The 16,553-nt window shown below is 68.0% G+C and carries 15 protein-coding genes; 12 read left to right on the plus strand and 3 right to left on the minus strand.

The annotated features are described in order from the left end of the window. The first annotated feature begins 12 nt into the window (after nucleotides 1-12). From ACUZUJ_RS00575 to ACUZUJ_RS00610, 8 genes are all read left to right on the plus strand, one after another. Nucleotides 13-489 (plus strand): SixA phosphatase family protein, encoded by a 477-nt coding sequence (locus tag ACUZUJ_RS00575; protein WP_101764668.1) that lies wholly within the window; start codon nucleotides 13-15, stop codon nucleotides 487-489. Between the two features lie 4 nt (nucleotides 490-493). Next, on the plus strand, nucleotides 494-1,111 hold the full coding sequence (locus ACUZUJ_RS00580) for a YceI family protein (RefSeq protein ID WP_049444423.1): 618 nt from the start codon (nucleotides 494-496) through the stop codon (nucleotides 1,109-1,111). Then, nucleotides 1,108-3,165 (plus strand): phospholipase D family protein, encoded by a 2,058-nt coding sequence (locus tag ACUZUJ_RS00585; protein WP_049444424.1) that lies wholly within the window; start codon nucleotides 1,108-1,110, stop codon nucleotides 3,163-3,165. Before ACUZUJ_RS00580 ends, ACUZUJ_RS00585 begins: the two co-directional genes overlap by 4 nt. Before the next feature lie 10 nt (nucleotides 3,166-3,175). Beyond that, the gene (locus ACUZUJ_RS00590) at nucleotides 3,176-3,610 is read left to right on the plus strand and encodes a hotdog fold thioesterase (protein WP_049444426.1); all 435 of its coding nucleotides are present in this window, start codon (nucleotides 3,176-3,178) and stop codon (nucleotides 3,608-3,610) included. Between the two features lie 118 nt (nucleotides 3,611-3,728). Next, a complete protein-coding gene (locus ACUZUJ_RS00595) occupies nucleotides 3,729-4,520 on the plus strand; it encodes a lysophospholipid acyltransferase family protein (RefSeq protein WP_049444428.1) in 792 nt (263 codons plus the stop codon). A 52-nt stretch (nucleotides 4,521-4,572) separates the two neighbouring features. Further along, nucleotides 4,573-5,562 (plus strand): YheT family hydrolase, encoded by a 990-nt coding sequence (locus ACUZUJ_RS00600; protein WP_042359058.1) that lies wholly within the window; start codon nucleotides 4,573-4,575, stop codon nucleotides 5,560-5,562. A 56-nt stretch (nucleotides 5,563-5,618) separates the two neighbouring features. Beyond that, nucleotides 5,619-7,688, plus strand: coding sequence for a tetratricopeptide repeat protein (locus ACUZUJ_RS00605; protein ID WP_049444430.1), 2,070 nt, complete (start codon nucleotides 5,619-5,621; stop codon nucleotides 7,686-7,688). 10 nt (nucleotides 7,689-7,698) lie between these two features. Beyond that, a complete protein-coding gene (locus tag ACUZUJ_RS00610) occupies nucleotides 7,699-8,310 on the plus strand; it encodes a YbhB/YbcL family Raf kinase inhibitor-like protein (RefSeq protein WP_049444432.1) in 612 nt (203 codons plus the stop codon). 126 nt (nucleotides 8,311-8,436) lie between these two features. On the opposite strand, the gene ACUZUJ_RS00615 is transcribed toward ACUZUJ_RS00610, so the two are convergent. From ACUZUJ_RS00615 to ACUZUJ_RS00625, 3 genes are all read right to left on the minus strand, one after another. Continuing rightward, the gene (locus tag ACUZUJ_RS00615) at nucleotides 8,437-8,895 is read right to left on the minus strand and encodes an META domain-containing protein (protein WP_049444482.1); all 459 of its coding nucleotides are present in this window, start codon (nucleotides 8,893-8,895) and stop codon (nucleotides 8,437-8,439) included. A gap of 142 nt (nucleotides 8,896-9,037) precedes the next feature. Continuing rightward, the gene (locus ACUZUJ_RS00620; protein WP_049444434.1) at nucleotides 9,038-9,865 is read right to left on the minus strand and encodes an META and DUF4377 domain-containing protein; all 828 of its coding nucleotides are present in this window, start codon (nucleotides 9,863-9,865) and stop codon (nucleotides 9,038-9,040) included. Nucleotides 9,866-9,938: 73 nt separating this feature from the next. Then, nucleotides 9,939-10,733, minus strand: coding sequence for an undecaprenyl-diphosphate phosphatase (locus tag ACUZUJ_RS00625; protein ID WP_049444436.1), 795 nt, complete (start codon nucleotides 10,731-10,733; stop codon nucleotides 9,939-9,941). A gap of 223 nt (nucleotides 10,734-10,956) precedes the next feature. On the opposite strand from ACUZUJ_RS00625, the gene glnA reads away from it, so the two are divergent. From glnA to ACUZUJ_RS00645, 4 genes are all read left to right on the plus strand, one after another. Next, on the plus strand, nucleotides 10,957-12,366 hold the full coding sequence (gene glnA, locus ACUZUJ_RS00630; RefSeq protein ID WP_004153533.1) for a type I glutamate--ammonia ligase: 1,410 nt from the start codon (nucleotides 10,957-10,959) through the stop codon (nucleotides 12,364-12,366). Nucleotides 12,367-12,689: 323 nt separating this feature from the next. After that, complete coding sequence (locus ACUZUJ_RS00635; protein ID WP_004134334.1) at nucleotides 12,690-13,028, plus strand: P-II family nitrogen regulator; 339 nt, start codon at nucleotides 12,690-12,692, stop codon at nucleotides 13,026-13,028. Between the two features lie 21 nt (nucleotides 13,029-13,049). After that, on the plus strand, nucleotides 13,050-14,480 hold the full coding sequence (locus ACUZUJ_RS00640) for an ammonium transporter (RefSeq protein WP_101764672.1): 1,431 nt from the start codon (nucleotides 13,050-13,052) through the stop codon (nucleotides 14,478-14,480). 295 nt (nucleotides 14,481-14,775) lie between these two features. Next, on the plus strand, nucleotides 14,776-16,500 hold the full coding sequence (locus tag ACUZUJ_RS00645; RefSeq protein ID WP_458220607.1) for a ShlB/FhaC/HecB family hemolysin secretion/activation protein: 1,725 nt from the start codon (nucleotides 14,776-14,778) through the stop codon (nucleotides 16,498-16,500). Nucleotides 16,501-16,553: the final 53 nt, after the last annotated feature.

The following is a 16,553-nucleotide window of genomic DNA, read 5'->3' on the forward strand; positions in this document are numbered from 1 at the left end:
TGGAAACCCGCGATGCGTGAACTGATCCTGCTGCGCCATGCCCATGCCGAACCCGCCGTTTCCGGCCAGGCCGACCTCGACCGGCCGCTGTCGCCGGTAGGGCTCGCCGAGGCCGAAGCCGCCGGCAAGTGGTTGAAGGAAAACAACCTGCTGCCCGACTGCGTGCTGTGCTCGCCGTCGCGACGTACCCGCGAGACCCTGGAAGCGGTGATGACGGCCATCGGCTATGTCGAAAAGCGCCTGGAAGACCGCATCTACGAAGCCACCCCGGGCACCCTGGCGGCGCTGGTGGACGAGCGTCGTGACATGGACCGGGTGCTGATCGTCGGCCACAACCCGGGTCTGGAGCAGCTGGTGGCCCTGATGACCGACGGCACCAGCAGTGACTATCGCGGCATGCCGCCGGGCGGCGTGGCCGTGCTTGGCTTCCCGCGCGAGGCTTCGATCGAACCCGGCGTGGCCAGCCTGAACGCGTTCTGGTGGCCGTGATCCGATGAGCCTGGCGCGGCGCAGCCGCTTCCTGCTGCCCGCGTTGCTGGCGCTCGGCCCGGCCTGGGCCGCGGCGCCGCCACCGACCCCGTTGCCGCCCGTGTCCGCCGAAGCGCCACGGGTATTGCGCCTGGATACCCAGCGCTCGCGGATCGGCTTCGAGGTGCGCACCCGCTTCGGCCAGCGCATCGAAGGCGTGTTCCCGCACTTCGAGGGGCGTATCGAGATCCTGTCCGATGGCCGCCACCAGGTGCACCTGAAGATGTTCACCCGTTCGGTGGAGATCCCCGGCAAGGCACGCTATACGGGCTGGATGCGTGGCGAGGAGTTCTTCGATGCCGGGCGCCATCCGGTGGTCGAGTTCGACTCGCTGCCATACTGGCCGGAGACCGTGGAACAGGGCGGCGACATCAACGGCCGGCTGACCCTGCGCGGCATCAGCCACCCCGAGTCGCTGCAGGTCGAGAAAGCGGAGTGCGCCCGACCCGGCTATGATTGCGACGTCGTCAGCCGCGGTACCGTGCAGCGAGGCCGGTATGGAATGGACAGCTGGCAGCTTGCCTTGAGTGACCGAGTGACCTTCGTATTGCGTGCGCGCCTGAGCGAGGCGCCGAAACCGTGAACCTCCTGCTGCGTGTACTGGCGCTGGCAACCGTGTTGCTGGGCAGTGGTTGTGCATCGCTCTCGCATGCCGAGCGTGACCGCGCCGAAGCGATCGCCGTGCAGGCGCGCTCGACCGACGTCGACTGCCAGCGCGCCGACCGTTGTGCGCAGGACTCGCCGCTGCGTGCGCTGGCCGGGCGGGCGTTCACCGAATCCACCCCGGAACAGCCGCGCCACTACGCCACCCTGCTCGACGAGGGCGAGGGCGCCCTGGTGGCGCGCCTGAACCTGCTGCGCAGCGCCACCCGCAGCATCGACCTGCAGACCTACATCTTCGACAAGGACGACAGCGCCCGGCTGGTCATCGACGAGCTGCTGGCCGCGTCGCGGCGTGGGGTGAAGGTGCGGGTGCTGATCGACCAGCTCTCGGCGATCTCCGACCTGCAGATCCTCGGCGCGCTGTCCGGGGCGCACCAGAACTTCCAGCTGCGGGTCTACAACCCGACCTTCGGCAAGGCCCGGCTGAACTACTTCGACTATGCCGGCAGCGTGCTGTGCTGCTTCCGCCGCTTCAACCAGCGCATGCACAACAAGCTGCTGGTGATCGACGATGCGATCGGCGTGGTCGGCGGCCGCAACTACCAGGACGACTATTACGACTGGGACCGCGAGTACAACTTCCGCGACCGCGACGTGCTGATCGCCGGCCCGGAGGCGCGGGCGATGGCGGCCAACTTCGATGCCTTCTGGCGCGCCAGGCGCAGCGTGCCGGCCGAGCGCCTGAACGATGTCGGCCGCACCCTGCTGCGCGAGGGCGTGCCGACCCTGCCGCCGGCCAGCTTCCGACGCCCCGAGCGGGTGCAGCGGGTCAGTGCCGAAGCCAACGACATGGACTTCGTCAGCCGTTCCTTCGTCGATACCGCGTTGCCGGTGGCCTCGGTGCGCTATGTCGCCGACCTGCCGCGCAAGCACCGGCGCGAGAAGGCCGATGCGCCGCTGGCCGGCCAGCACGTGACCGAGCCGCAGCTGGATGCGCTGATCGCCGGCGCGCAGAAGGAAGTGATCCTGCAGACGCCGTACCTGGTGCTGTCCAAGCCGGCGCAGAAGCTGTTCCGCGAGCTGCGCAAGCGCCCGCAGCCGCCGCGCGTGGTGGTGTCCAGCAACAGCCTGGCGGCTACCGACAACCCGATCGTGTATGCGCTGTCGTACAAGTACAAGCGGCGCAACATGCGCGAACTGGGCTTCAACATCTTCGAATACAAGCCGTTCCCGCTGGATGCACCGGTCGATTACCGCAACCTGCTGCCCGACCCGATCGCCGCGGCGGAAGGCGACGACGACGGCGGGCGCAATCCGCTGATCGGCGGCAGCGCCGCCGGCAGCAACGCCGGCGACAGCCGCGATCGCGATGAGCCCCCGGCACCCACCGGCAAGCAGGGGCCGGTGAACCATCCGCGCACCGGCAGTGCCTACCAGAACGCGCGCGAGCGCCGCCGCGCGGCCGGCAGCGAGGTCGAGACCCGCCTGCTGCGCACCGAGACCCGTCCCTCGTTCCTGGGCAGCAAGGCGGTCAACAAGCCGTTGCCGGTCACCCGCAAGGGCGCGCGCATGGGCCTGCATGCCAAGTCGCTGGTGGTCGATCGCCGCATCGGCGTGGTCGGTACCCACAACTTCGATCCGCGCAGCGAGAACTACAACACCGAAGGCGCGGTGATCATCGATGACCCGGCCTTCGCCGAGCAGCTGGCCGAGAGCATCCTGCGCGACACCCACCCACAGAACTCGTGGACGGTGGCGCCGCGGGCCAAGCCGCCGGTGCTGTCCGGGCTCAACTACAGCGTCGGCAAGGCTTCCGAAGCACTGCCGATCCTCGACTTCTGGCCGTGGCGCTATGCCACCGACTACGAGTTCAAGCCCGGTCCGGACTGCCCGCAGCCGCTGCCGCGGCAGGACCCGGGCTTCCACCGCTGCTATGTCGCCGTGGGCGACTTCCCCGAGGTCAATGTCGGCCCGAAGTGGCTGCTGGTACGCATGCTGACCGCATTCGGCGCTGGCCTCGTTCCCATCCTCTGAAGGTGCCCGCATGACCCAGGTGTTCCGCGAAGCCGTTTCCCTCGAGGAGCTCAACACGCTCAGCCGCAACACCGCGATCGAGTCGCTGGGCATCGTCTTCAGCGCGGCCGGTGACGACTGGCTGCAGGCCACCATGCCGGTGGACGAGCGCACCCGCCAGCCCTACGGCATCCTGCATGGCGGCGCCTCGGTGGTGCTGGCCGAGACCCTGGGCAGCAGCGCCGGCAACCTGTGCGTGGATACGGCCAAGCAGATCTGCGTGGGCCTGGAAATCAACGCCAACCACGTGCGTGCGGTGCGTTCGGGCACCGTGACCGGCACTGCCCGCGCGCTGCACGTGGGCCGCAGCACCCAGCTGTGGGAGATCCGCATCGAGGACGAGCAGGGCCGGCTGGTATGCATCTCGCGGCTGACCCTGGCGGTGGTGGCGGCCGGCCACGGCTGAGCCTCGGACGGCCGGTGACGGCAGCGGAACCCAGCGTTCCCTGCCGATTGCCCCGGTCGATGGAGGTTATGGCCTAAATCGGCTGGCAGCGATGACGGCCCTCCGGTATCGTGCGCGGATGACTTCCCCCACTCCGGCCCCCCGTGGCGGCGTGGCGCGTGTGTGCCGTTACCTGTACCGCGTACCGCTGCTGTTGGTCCACATCCTCGTGTTCCTGCCGCTCATCCTGATCGGCATGCTTCGGCCGTGGGGCGAACTGCGCGTGGGCGAAGCGACCTTCGGTGCCAAGGTGGTGAACTGGTGGCAGGGCGGGCTGATGTGGATCTTCGGCTTCCGCCTGGTGCAGATCGGCAGGCCGCTACCCGGTGCCGTGCTGTTCGTCGCCAACCACGTCAGCTGGGTCGACATCTGCATCCTGCACAGCCAGCGCATGATGGGCTTCGTCGCCAAGCGCGAGATCGCCAGCTGGCCGCTGGTCGGGTGGCTGGCCGCGCGTGGCCAGACCATCTTCCACCAGCGCGGCAACACCGAATCACTCGGTGGCGTGATGCAGGTGATGGCCGATCGCCTGCGCGAAGGCAAGGCGGTGGGCGTGTTCCCGGAAGGGCGTACCCGCGGCGGCCATGAAGTCGGCCCGTTCCATGCCCGCATCTTCCAGGCGGCGGTTGAAACCGGCGTGCCGGTGCAGCCGGTGGCCCTGGTGTACGGCGTCAAGGGCGATGCGCAGACCATTGTCGCGTTCGGCCCCGGCGAGAGTTTCTTCGCCAATTTCCTGCGCCTGCTCGGTGAGCCGGCGCGGCGTGCGGAAGTGCATTTCCTGGCACCGATCGGTGCGCAGGACCTGGAAGGCCGTCGGCGCATCGCGGAGACTTCGCGCGCGCGCATCGTGGCGGCCATGAGCACGCAGTGAGGGTGCGGTGGCCCTGATCCCGCCACCCGTCCTGGACGCCGGCACGCCGACGCTGCACGCGGCTGACTACCAGCCTCCGCGCTGGCTGCGCAATCCGCACCTGCAGTCGATGCTCAGCTCCAGCCGCATGCGCCTGCAGCGCGGCCTACTGCTGCTGGCCGCGACCGGCGCGATCAGCGAAGAACTGATCCTCGACGGCGGCGATGGCGTGCGCCTGCAGGGCTGGCACAGCCACGTCGAAGGCCGCGAACCCAAGGGCATGGCCCTGCTGCTGCACGGCTGGGAAGGCAGCGCCGAATCCAGCTACATGCGCATGGCGGCCGCGCGCATGCTCGAACAGGGCTTCGACGTGGTGCGGCTGAATTTCCGCGACCACGGCAATACCCATCATCTCAACCCCGGCATCTTCCACTCCAACCTGATCGACGAAGTGGTGCATGCCGCGGGCGATATCGCCCAGCGCTGGCCGCAGTTGCCGCTGGTGGCCGCCGGTTATTCGCTGGGCGGCAACTTCGTGCTGCGCCTGGCCCTGCGCGCGCCGGCGGCCGGCGTGCCGCTGCTGCGCGTGGCCTCGGTATGCCCGGTGCTGGACCCGGCGCTGACCATGGAAAGCATCGAGAACGGCCCGGCGATGTACGACTGGTACTTCCGCCGCAAGTGGGCCGGTTCGCTGCGGCGCAAGCGCGACCTGTTCCCCGAGCTGAGCGACTGCGACGACCGCGTGCTGAAGCTGGACATCCGCGCGCTGACCGCCTGGCTGGTCGAACGCCACACCAGTTTCGGCTCGTTGCAGGCCTATTTCGATGGCTACTCGATTGCCGGCGATCGCCTGTCCACCCTGCAGGTGCCGGCCGACATCCTGATGGCGCAGGACGACCCGGTGATCCCGTACGCGACCTTCAGCGACTGGCAGCTGCCGCGCCAGGCGCACCTGGAAACCGCCTGCTGGGGAGGCCACTGCGGCTTCCTGGAAAACTGGCGCGGTGACGGCTTCTCCGAGCGCTGGGTGGCGCAGCGCCTGCAGCGCGTGCTGCAAGGCTGAACCGGCACGGGCGCGCAGGCCGCTACAATGCGGGTTTGCCCTTGAACCGGACCGCCATGCAAGACCAGATCATCCAAGCGTTGCGCCAGAACGAGGCCGACCAGGCCGTGCAGCTGGCCCAGGCGTGGACCCGTGATGAACCCGGCCAGGCCGAGGCCCACCGCTGGCTGGCGCTTGCGCTGCAGCAGCAGGGCAAGGCCGAGGACGCGATGCAGGCCCTGCAGCAGGCGCTGCAGCTGGCCCCGGACAATGCCCAGCTGCACCTGCAGCACGCCGGCCTGCTGCTGGCCCTGCGCCAGTTCGACGGCGCGGGCGAGGCACTGACGCGCACCACCGGGCTGGACCCGAACGCATTCGCCGCCTACCTGATGCAGGCCCACCTGGCGATCGGCCGCAACGATTTCGATGAAGCGCAGCGCTTGTCCACCCTGGCCTCGCGTGTCGAACCGGACCACCCGGAACTGCTGACCATCGACGGCATGATCGCGCTGCGCCGCGATGATGCCGATCGCGCGCTGACGCTGCTGTCGGCCGCCAACCAGGCCCAGCCCAACGACATTCGCGTGCTCTATGCACTGGGCTTTGCCTACTTGGGCAAGAACATGCTGGCCTTCGCCGAGCAGGCGTTCCGCCGCGTGCTGGAACTGAACCCCACCATTGCCTCGCTGCATGGCCTGGTGGTGCAGCTGGCCATGCGCCAGGGCAACCTGGACGCTGCCGCCGAAGCGATGCAGATCGCGCTGCAGCAGCAGGGCCTGGATACGCCGTCGATGCGTCGCCTGGCCGGTGAACTGGCACTGCGCGGCGGCCAGCCGCTGCAGGCGCTGGAGCACCTGCTGCCGCTGCTGGAGTCGCTGCCTGACGACCGCGACGTGCTGCAGCTGCTGCTGATGTCCTGGCAGCGCCTGGGCCGCGAAGACGAGGCCCGCGCCCGCCTGGATGCCGCCCTGGAGCAGCACCCGCAGCTGCACGACCTGTGGCTGGCACGCCTGGCGGTGGAAGAGGTTGGCAGTGCCACCGCCGCCGCCACGGTCGAGCGCTGGATGGACGCGATGCCGGGCCACCTGCCGGCGCTGGAAGCGCGCCTGCGCCTGCACGACATGGTGGGCGAACACGCCCAGGCCGAAGCGATCGCCGAGCGCATCGTCAGCCTCGAACCGGGTCGTGTCAGCGGCGAAACCCGTTTGGTCGAAGGCCTGCTGCAACGCGATCCGGCCGCCGCGGTCGCCCGCGTGCAGGCGCTGATCGACATGGCACCGGAAGGCCACCGCGCCGACCTGCGCACCTGGCTGGGTGAGATCCAGGATCGCGCCGGCCAGCACGAAGATGCGCTGCAGACCTGGCTGGCACTGCAGGCCGACCAGGCCTCGCAGCGCCTGCCGCTGCCGCCGCAGGCCAAGGCGCCGCCGAGCTGGCCGGACAAGGGCGAGATCGACGGTGATGCCACCTCCGCGCCGATCTTCCTGTGGGGCGCGCCGGGTTCGGGCGTGGAGCGCGTGGCGACCGGCCTGGCCGCCGCCAGCCCGGTGCTGCGCAGCGACCGCTATACCTCCAACGCGCCTGACGACGCCTTCCAGAACTACCACACGCTGCAGGACCTCGCCTCCGGCGTGCTGACCCCGGAGCGGCTGGTGCAGCGCTGGCGCGAACAGCTGCCGTCGCGCGGCGTGCAGGACGACGCGGTCATCGACTGGCTGCTGTGGTGGGACAACGCGCTGCTGTGGGCGCTGCGCCCGCAGCTGCCGCAGGGCCGCCTGCTGGTGGTGCTGCGTGATCCGCGCGACATGCTGCTGGACTGGGTGGCCTACGGTGCGGCTGCACCGCTGGCGATGACCTCGCTGGCCGAAGCCAGCGAATGGCTGGCGCGCGCGCTGGCCCAGGTCGCCGCGCTGCACGAGGACGACCTGTACCCGCAGGTGCTGCTGCGCATCGACCAGATCGGCAACGATCCGCAGGCAATGGCCGATCTGCTGGGCCGCCTGTTCGAGCGGCCGATGCCGCCGGCCGCGCAGCTGGGCGCGCCGCGCTTCCCGCCGGGCCACTGGCGCAACTACCGCGACGTGATGAGCGCCGCCTTCGCCAAGCTCACCCCGATCGCGGTGCGCCTGGGTTACCCGGAAGAGTGAGGACACGCCGATGCAACTGAGCAGCCACAGCCTGACCAACGGTGCACCGATCGACCGCGAATTCGCCGCCGGCGATGCCGCGGGCTTCGCACCCGACCGCAATCCGCACCTGGCCTGGAGCGATGTGCCGGAGGGCACCCGTTCGTTCCTGCTGGTGTGCGTCGATCCGGACGTGCCGACCGTGCCGGAAACGGTTGGCCGCACCGACATGAGCGTGCCGCGCGATCAGCCACGCTGTGATTTCGTGCATTGGGTGATGGCCGATATCCCGGCCTCGGTGCACGAGATCGCCGCAGGCAGCTGCAGCGACGGCTTCGTGGTGAAGGGCAAGTCCGCACCGGCCGGCCCGGCAGGCAGCCGCCAGGGCCTGAACGACTTCACCGGCTGGTTTGCCGGCAACCCGGACATGGCCGGCGACTACCTGGGCTACGACGGCCCGTACCCGCCGTTCAACGACGAGCGCGTGCACCGCTACTTCTTCCGTGTGTTCGCGCTGGACGTGGCCTCGCTGCAGCTGCCGGCACGCTTCACCGCCGCCGACGCCTACCGCGCCATGCACGGCCACGTGCTGGCCGAAGCGACGCTGCATGGCACCTACACGTTGAACCTCGCGCTGGGCTGAGGCGGCATAACGGGTCGTGCCGGCCGCTGGCCGGCAACGTCCGTGTGCTGCCTGAGCCAGACGTGGCAGCCGGCCAGCGGCCGGCTCTACCCACCATGAAGAAGGGCGGCCTTTCGGCCGCCCTTTTCATTCGTCCGTACCGGATACCGGCGCGAACTCCAGCACATCGCCATGTGCGTTGCGCAGCAGCAGGCGGCCACGCCCATCCAGCGCAAGTGTCATCTCTGCGCGCGCATTCACCACCGTCCCGGCGACACGTTCCTGTTCGGCCACCTCGGCCCGGATGCAGGCGGCCGTGGTGATGATGCCGCCCTCAAGAACCAGCCGGTCACCTTGCAGGCGATAGGTGCTGCTGGCCTGGTTGCACAGGTTCAACTGGCTCATGTAACCGGGCTGGAAGCGCAGCGTGTAGGGCGGTCGACCGCGCACGAACAACGCATCGATGCGCCGGCCCTGCGCGTCGGTGGCGCGCTCCAGTTGCCACCGGTGTGCCTCGAGCTGATCGGTGCTGGGTGTGCTGGCAGCGGCCACATCCGCAGACATGGCCAGCAGCGCAGCAACGATGAGGGCGGGGACATGCTTCATGCCGATCTCCCGATGCATGTGGGTAGTGCCGGCCGCTGGCCGGCATCATCCGTGTGTTGGCGGTGCTCCGCAGGGCAGCCGGCCAGCGGCCGGCTCTACCCACCACGAAGAAGGGCGACCTCGCGGCCGCCCTTCTGTGGTTTTACTTCTTCTCGATGGCCGACTCGACCACCATGTCCAGCACGTACGCCTGCGACGGCGCATCGGCCGGCGGGTTCTTCACTTCGTAGCGCTTCACGCGCACCACGTTGCGCACGCCGTCTTCGTGGGTGTAGCCCTCGATGTTGCCGTAGAAGTTCTCGAACTTGCCCGGCTCACCCTGCTTCAGGCCCTTGTCGTCGAACTTCACTTCGCGCACCTGCAGGCACTGGTAGTCCGGGATCAGCGGATGCGAGCACTTCTCGGTCTTGGCGGCCACTTCCAGGAACACGGTTTCGCCGGCGCCGCCGTAGCGGGTTTCAGCGGTCGGCTCCGGGTTGAACACCAGCACGTCGCCCTTGGCGTTGGTCAGGGTCAGCTTGCCATCGGCATCCTGCTCGGCCTTCAGCTCGCCCTGCAGGCGGCTCGACACGGCTTCGTCCAGCGCCATCAGCGCCTTGTCGGTGCAGGCCATCAGGGTCGAGGCCATCGCACTGACCGTCAGCTTGCCGTCGGCCAGGGTGTAGCCGCCGCCCATGCGGTTGCAGGTGTTGCTGACCGACAGGCGGCCATCAGCGAAGTCCAGGGTGACCGGCTTGTCTTCGCGGGCGAACAGCGCGTCGATGCGCTTGCCGTCGGCGCCGGTGGCCTGCTGCAGCAGCCAGTGCTGGCTCTGCAGGCGCTGCGCATCCAGGTGCGCCAGCGTCTGCTGGTCTGCTGCCTTGGCCGCGGCCGGGGCCACGTCGTCGCCGCCGTTGCCGGCCGGGGCCGGGGTCTGGCTGCAGGCGGCCATCAGGGCCAGCGGGAGGAGCAGGGTGAGCTTGCGGTTCATGGTGATTCTCCTTGGGGAACCGTGGGGGAAACGGGGTGGGGCCGGCAACGGGGTTACCGTGCCCCGGCGCTGTTCAGCTGCCGGAGGGCAACCACAGCAGCAGCGCCGCGCCCAGCGCGATGCGGTAGATCGCGAAGGCGGTGAACCTGTGCGACTTGATGTAGCCCATCAGCCACTTCACTACGACGAAGCCGGTGATGGCCGCGGCAACGAAGGCCACGCCCACGTCGGTCCAGTTCTCGCTGCCCAGCTGCCCGGCCTTGGCCATTTCCAGGAAGGTGTAGGCGCTGGCGGCGAACATGGTGGGAATGCCGACCAGGAACACGAACTCGGCGGCGGCGGCGCGGCGGCTCAGGCCCAGCAGCATGGCCAGGAAGATCGCCGAGGCCGAGCGCGAAGTGCCGGGGAATACGCCGGCCACCACCTGCGCCAGGCCCACGCCGATCGCCACCGTCCAGGTCACCTGGTCGCGGTCGGGCAGGCGCGCGGTGTAGGCCTCCACCAGCAGCATCCAGACGCCACCGATGATCAGCGCCCAGGCCACCGGGCTGACCGTCTCCGGCAGCGACCAGCCGGCCTTGCGCACCACCAGGCCGACCACTGCGGTGACCAGGAAGGCAGCGCCCAGCTTGAACACGTACTCGCGGTTCTCGCGCTGGTTGAAGCCGGTGGCCAGCTGCAGCAGGCGCTGGCGGAACACCAGCACCACGGCCACGATCGCGCCGGCCTGGATGACGATGTTGAAGAAGTCCGAGCGGGCCCCCAGCCAGTGCTGGGCGATGAGCAGGTGGCCGGTGCTGGAGATCGGCAGGAATTCGGTGAGGCCTTCGAGGATGCCCAGCAGCAGGGCGGAGAGCAGGTCGGACATGGACGGTGCGTGCACGCGCGGCGGAAGGAAGAAGGTCGAGAGGATAGACGATCCCTGCTGCACCAAACGGGTGCGTCTGGTGACGGGCGCACCCGTTTGGTGCGCACGGTTCCGCACCGCCACGGGGCGCCCTTTTTGAAATCAATGACTTGCGGCCAGCGAAAAGTTGGCACGGTTGTTGCTGTACCTCAGCAGGCATTCATCCCCATCCGAGGTCGTACCGATGTCCGTGGAAAACGTAGAAAAGCTGATCAAGGACAACCAGATCGAGTTCGTCGACCTGCGCTTCGTCGACATGCGTGGCGTCGAGCAGCACGTGACCTTCCCGGTCAGCATCGTTGAGCCGTCGCTGTTCGAAGAAGGCAAGATGTTCGATGGCAGCTCGATCGCCGGCTGGAAGGGCATCGCCGAATCGGACATGGTGCTGCTGCCGGATACCGCCAGTGCCTACGTCGACCCGTTCTACGCCGATCCGACCATCGTGATCAGCTGTGACATCCTCGACCCGGCCACCATGCAGCCGTATGGCCGCTGCCCGCGCGGCATCGCCAAGCGCGCCGAGGCCTACCTGAAGTCCTCCGGCATCGCCGAAACCGCGTTCTTCGGCCCGGAGCCGGAATTCTTCATCTTCGACTCGGTCCGCTTCGCCAATGAAATGGGCCACACCTTCTTCCAGGTCGACTCGGAAGAAGCGGCGTGGAACAGCGGCGCCAAGTACGACGGCGCCAACAGCGGCTACCGCCCGGGCGTGAAGGGCGGCTACTTCCCCGTTCCGCCGACCGACACCCTGCACGACCTGCGCGCCGAGATGTGCAAGACCCTGGAACAGGTCGGCATCGAAGTGGAAGTGCAGCACCACGAAGTGGCCACCGCCGGCCAGTGCGAGATCGGCACCAAGTTCAGCACCCTGGTGCAGAAGGCCGACGAACTGCTGCGCATGAAGTACGTGATCAAGAACGTCGCGCACCGCAACGGCAAGACCGTCACCTTCATGCCCAAGCCGATCGTCGGCGACAACGGCAGCGGCATGCACGTGCACCAGTCGCTGTCCAAGGGCGGCACCAACCTGTTCTCCGGTGACGGCTACGGTGGCCTGAGCCAGCTGGCGCTGTGGTACATCGGCGGCATCTTCAAGCATGCCAAGGCCATCAACGCCTTCGCCAACTCGGGCACCAACAGCTACAAGCGCCTGGTGCCGGGCTACGAAGCACCGGTGATGCTGGCCTACTCGGCCCGCAACCGTTCGGCGTCGTGCCGCATTCCGTGGGTCTCCAACCCGAAGGCGCGCCGCATCGAAATGCGCTTCCCGGACCCGATCCAGTCCGGCTACCTCACCTTCACCGCGCTGATGATGGCCGGCCTGGACGGCATCAAGAACCAGATCGACCCGGGCGCACCGAGCGACAAGGACCTGTACGACCTGCCGCCGGAAGAAGAGAAGCTGATCCCGCAGGTCTGCTCTTCGCTGGACCAGGCGCTGGAAGCGCTGGACAAGGACCGCGAGTTCCTGAAGGCCGGCGGCGTGATGAGCGATGACTTCATCGACGGCTACATCGCGCTGAAGATGCAGGAAGTGACCAAGTTCCGCGCGGCCACCCACCCGCTGGAATACCAGCTGTACTACGCCAGCTGACCGGGCGCGATGGCGGTGGGCATCCCCCTCCCACCCGCCGCCATCGCACCCGTTTTCGCGGCTGGGGAGCCGCGGTCAGATCGGGGTCGGATCCCGTTCGTTTACGAATGGGCTCTGACCCCTGATCCAGGGGCAAGAGAGAGACCGGATACGCGACCAGGGCTGCCCTCCCTCCCGCGTCGGTCGTGCAAGGAGAGAGGCACGGCCGTCCCGGCCCTGTACGTGTCCGGTGCAACAGCCACGGCCATCACCCTGATGGCCGCTGGTTGCCTGATGCCAACGCGCGCTGGCGCGCTGGCCCCATCCACCCTCGGGACATGCGCATGAAACTGATCTCCGCCATCATCCGGCCGTTCAAGCTCGACGAGGTCCGCGAGGCCCTGTCCGACGCGGGCGTGTCGGGCATCACCGTGACCGAAGTGAAAGGCTTCGGTCGTCAGAAGGGCCACACCGAGCTGTATCGCGGCGCCGAGTACGTCGTCGATTTCCTGCCCAAGATCAAGATCGAAACCGTGGTCACCGACGAGCGTGCCGACGCGGTGATCGAAGCGATCCAGTCGTCGGCAGGCACCGGCAAGATCGGTGACGGCAAGATCTTCGTCACTGCCGTCGAACAGGTCATCCGCATCCGCACCGGCGAAATCGGTGCCGACGCGCTGTAACCCCCTTCCGGAGACTCCCCCATGAAGATGCGCCTTCTCACCGGGTGGCAAGCCCGGTTCCATCTGGTGTGCCTGTTGATGCTGCTCAGCGCGCTGGCGGCCGGTGCCTGGCCGGGCAGTGCCCATGCCCAGGTGCAGGTGTCGCCGTTGCCGAGCGAGAGCGTGGCAGTTGAACCGCTGCAGGATCCGGTTGCCGCAGCGGCTGCACCGGCCGTGGCCGAAGCGGCGGCCGCCTATGACCGCGGCGACGTCGCGTGGATGCTCACCTCCACCCTGCTGGTGCTGTTGATGGTGGTGCCGGGGCTGGCGTTGTTCTACGGCGGCCTTGTGCGTTCGAAGAACGTGCTGTCGGTGCTCAGCCAGATCCTGGTGGTGTTCTCGCTGGTCCTGCTGCTGTGGGTGTCCTATGGCTACAGCGCGGTGTTCAGCGTGGGCAACCCGTTCTTCGGCTCGTTCACCGAATTCGCCTTCCTCAAGGGCTTCACGCCCGACTCGGTTGGCAACACGCCGATCAAGGGCCTGCCGGATTACCTGTTCGTCGCCTTCCAGTCGACCTTCGCCGGCATCACCACCGCGCTGATCGTCGGTGCTTTCGCCGAGCGCATCAAGTTCCGTGCGGTGCTGCTGTTCTCGGCGCTGTGGTTCACCCTCAGCTACATCCCGATGGCGCACATCGTCTGGGGCGGCGGCTATCTGGGTGAGATGGGCGCGATCGATTTCGCCGGTGGCACCGTGGTCCACATCAACGCAGGTGTGGCTGGCCTGGTGGCCGCATGGTTCGTCGGCAAGCGCCTGGGCTATGGCCAGACCGCGCTGAAGCCGCACAACGTGCCGTTCACCTATATCGGCGCGATGCTGCTGTGGGTGGGCTGGTTCGGCTTCAACGCGGGCTCCGCCGCCGCTGCCGATACCGTGGCGTCACTGGCCTTCCTCAACACCGTGCTGGCCACCGCCGCCGCCGTGCTCGGTTGGACCCTGGTGGAAGCAATCAGCAAGGGCAAGCCGTCGGCACTGGGTGCCGCTTCGGGCGCGGTGGCCGGCCTGGTCGGCATCACCCCGGCCTGCGGCACCGTCGGCCCGCTCGGCGCGATCATCATCGGCTTCGTCGCCGGCGTGGTCTGCGTGTGGGGCGTGACCGGTTTGAAGCGCCTGCTGAAGGTGGACGACACCGCCGACGTATTCGGTGTGCATGGTGTCGGCGGCATCGTCGGCGCGATTCTTACCGGTGTGTTCAGCGCACAGTCGCTGGGCGGTACCAAGCCCGATCTGGATATCGCCCATCAGGTCTGGGTGCAGGTGGTCAGCGTCGGCCTGACCGTGGTCTGGTCGGCGGTGGTGACCACGCTGATCCTGCTGGTGGTGCGCAGCGTGGTCGGCCTGCGCGTCACCGAGGAAGCCGAACGCACGGGTCTGGATGTGACTTCGCATGGCGAGTCCGCCTACGAGGCCTGATCGGTTTCACGGTTTCGTGGACGCCCCGTCACTACTGCGCCGCAGTCAGTGGCGGGCGTCCATCACCGGCAGCCTTAGTGCGGCCGGTGTCTGCTGGTACGCGGGCAGATCCGGCACAGATTCCAAGCATCGCCGGCTCGCGAAAGACGCTCCGTCGGACATCACACTTTGCCGGGAAAGCCCCGCTCCGCTTGGCTCGCCGGCCCTGTTGCCTGCGATGCGATTCCCCTAAAGTGCTGCCTCTTCCAGCCGACTATTCGTCGGACTGGCAGCTATCCGCAGGGAACAGAGCATCGTGAAACAGGGACGTAGTGTGCGCAGCCGCGCGTTGCAGTGGCGGTTGTCCGTGGGCGTGGCACTGGCCATCGTTGGCATCCCGGCACCTGTCCTGGCGCAGGTAGTGTCACCGGAGCAGGAGCTGCTCCGGCAGCAGGAGCGCGAGCGCGCGCTGCGGGAACAACAGGAATCCGCGCCGGATGTCCGGCTGCAGCCGGCCACCGAAGGTCTCGGCCATCTGCCGGCGGACGAGTCGCCCTGCTTCACCATCAACCGCATCGCGCTGCAGGGTGATCTGGCCGAACGCTTCCGCTGGGCACTGGCGGCGGCCGATCCGCGCAGCGACCCCGCCACCGGGCGCTGCCTGGGCACCGCCGGCGTGGACATCGTGATGAAGCGCGTGCAGAACGCAATCATCGAGCGTGGCTACGTCACCACCCGCATCCTCGCTGCGCCGCAGGACCTGAAGTCCGGCGTGCTGACGCTCACGGTCGTGCCAGGGCGCGTCAATGCCATCCGCTTCGCCGATGGCGAAGGCCGTACGCCCGCGCTCTGGAACGCGGTGCGGGTCGCGCGCGGCGAAGTACTGAACCTGCGTGACATCGAGCAGGCGCTGGAAAACCTGCAGCGTGTGCCGACCGCTTCGGTGGACATCCAGATCGCCCCCCCGGCCGAGGGCGCGGCTGCCAAACCGGGCGAGAGCGACCTGGTGATCAGCTGGCAGCAGGCGCATCTGGTACGGGTCAACCTGACCCTGGACGATGCCGGCAGCCAGTCCACGGGCAAGATGCAGGCCGGTACCACGGTGTCGGTGGACAACGCGGCCGGTCTCAGCGACCTGTTCTACATCAACGTGGGCAAATCGGTGTTCAACGGCAGCGAGCGTGGCACCGACAGCTGGGCGGTGCATTACAGCGTGCCGCTGGGCGGATGGCTGCTGGGCGCCAACGCCAGCAACTTCGACTATGAGCAGACCGTTGCCGGCGCGTTCGAGAACTACGTCTACAGTGGCTCCAGCCGCAACGCCGAGCTGCGCCTGACACGCATGCTGTTCCGCAACGCGCGTGCCAAGACCAACATGTATGCGCGCGGCTGGTATCGCGAATCGGACAACTTCATCAACGATACCGAGATCGAAGTGCAGCGCCGCCGCATGGCCGGCTGGGAGCTGGGCCTGGGCCACCGTCACTTCATCGGCAAGACCACACTGGATGTGAACCTGGCGTACCGCAAGGGTACCGGCGCCTTCAACGCGTTGCGTGCGCCGGAAGAGGCGTTTGGCGAAGGTACGGCGCATGGCCGCATCTACACCGCCGACGCGCAGCTGGTGCTGCCGATGCAATGGGGCCGCCAGAGCCTGCGCTACACCGGCAGCTGGCGAGCGCAGTGGAACCGCTCGCCGCTGGTGCCGCAGGATCGATTCTCGATTGGTGGCCGCTACACGGTGCGTGGCTTCGATGGCGAAATGTCGCTGACCGGCGAGCGTGGCTGGTTGCTGCGCAATGAACTCGGCGTGCCCCTGGGCGGTGGCGTGGAGGCCTATGTCGCCGTCGATCACGGGCGTGTCGGTGGACCTTCCACGGCGCGATTGGCGGGCGACCGGCTCACCGGCACGGCCCTCGGGCTTCGCGGCGGCACCCGCCACATCAACTGGGAAGCGTTCGTCGGCAGCCCCCTGTCCAAGCCACGCGGCTTCCAGACTGCCTACACCACGTTCGGAATGAACATGGGCGTCTCGTTCTGACGCCTGCACATGGCCGGCCTGCGCTGCTTGCTGCGCGGCCAGCACGATGCGGT

It is taken from the genome of Stenotrophomonas sp. S4, assembly GCF_054187805.2.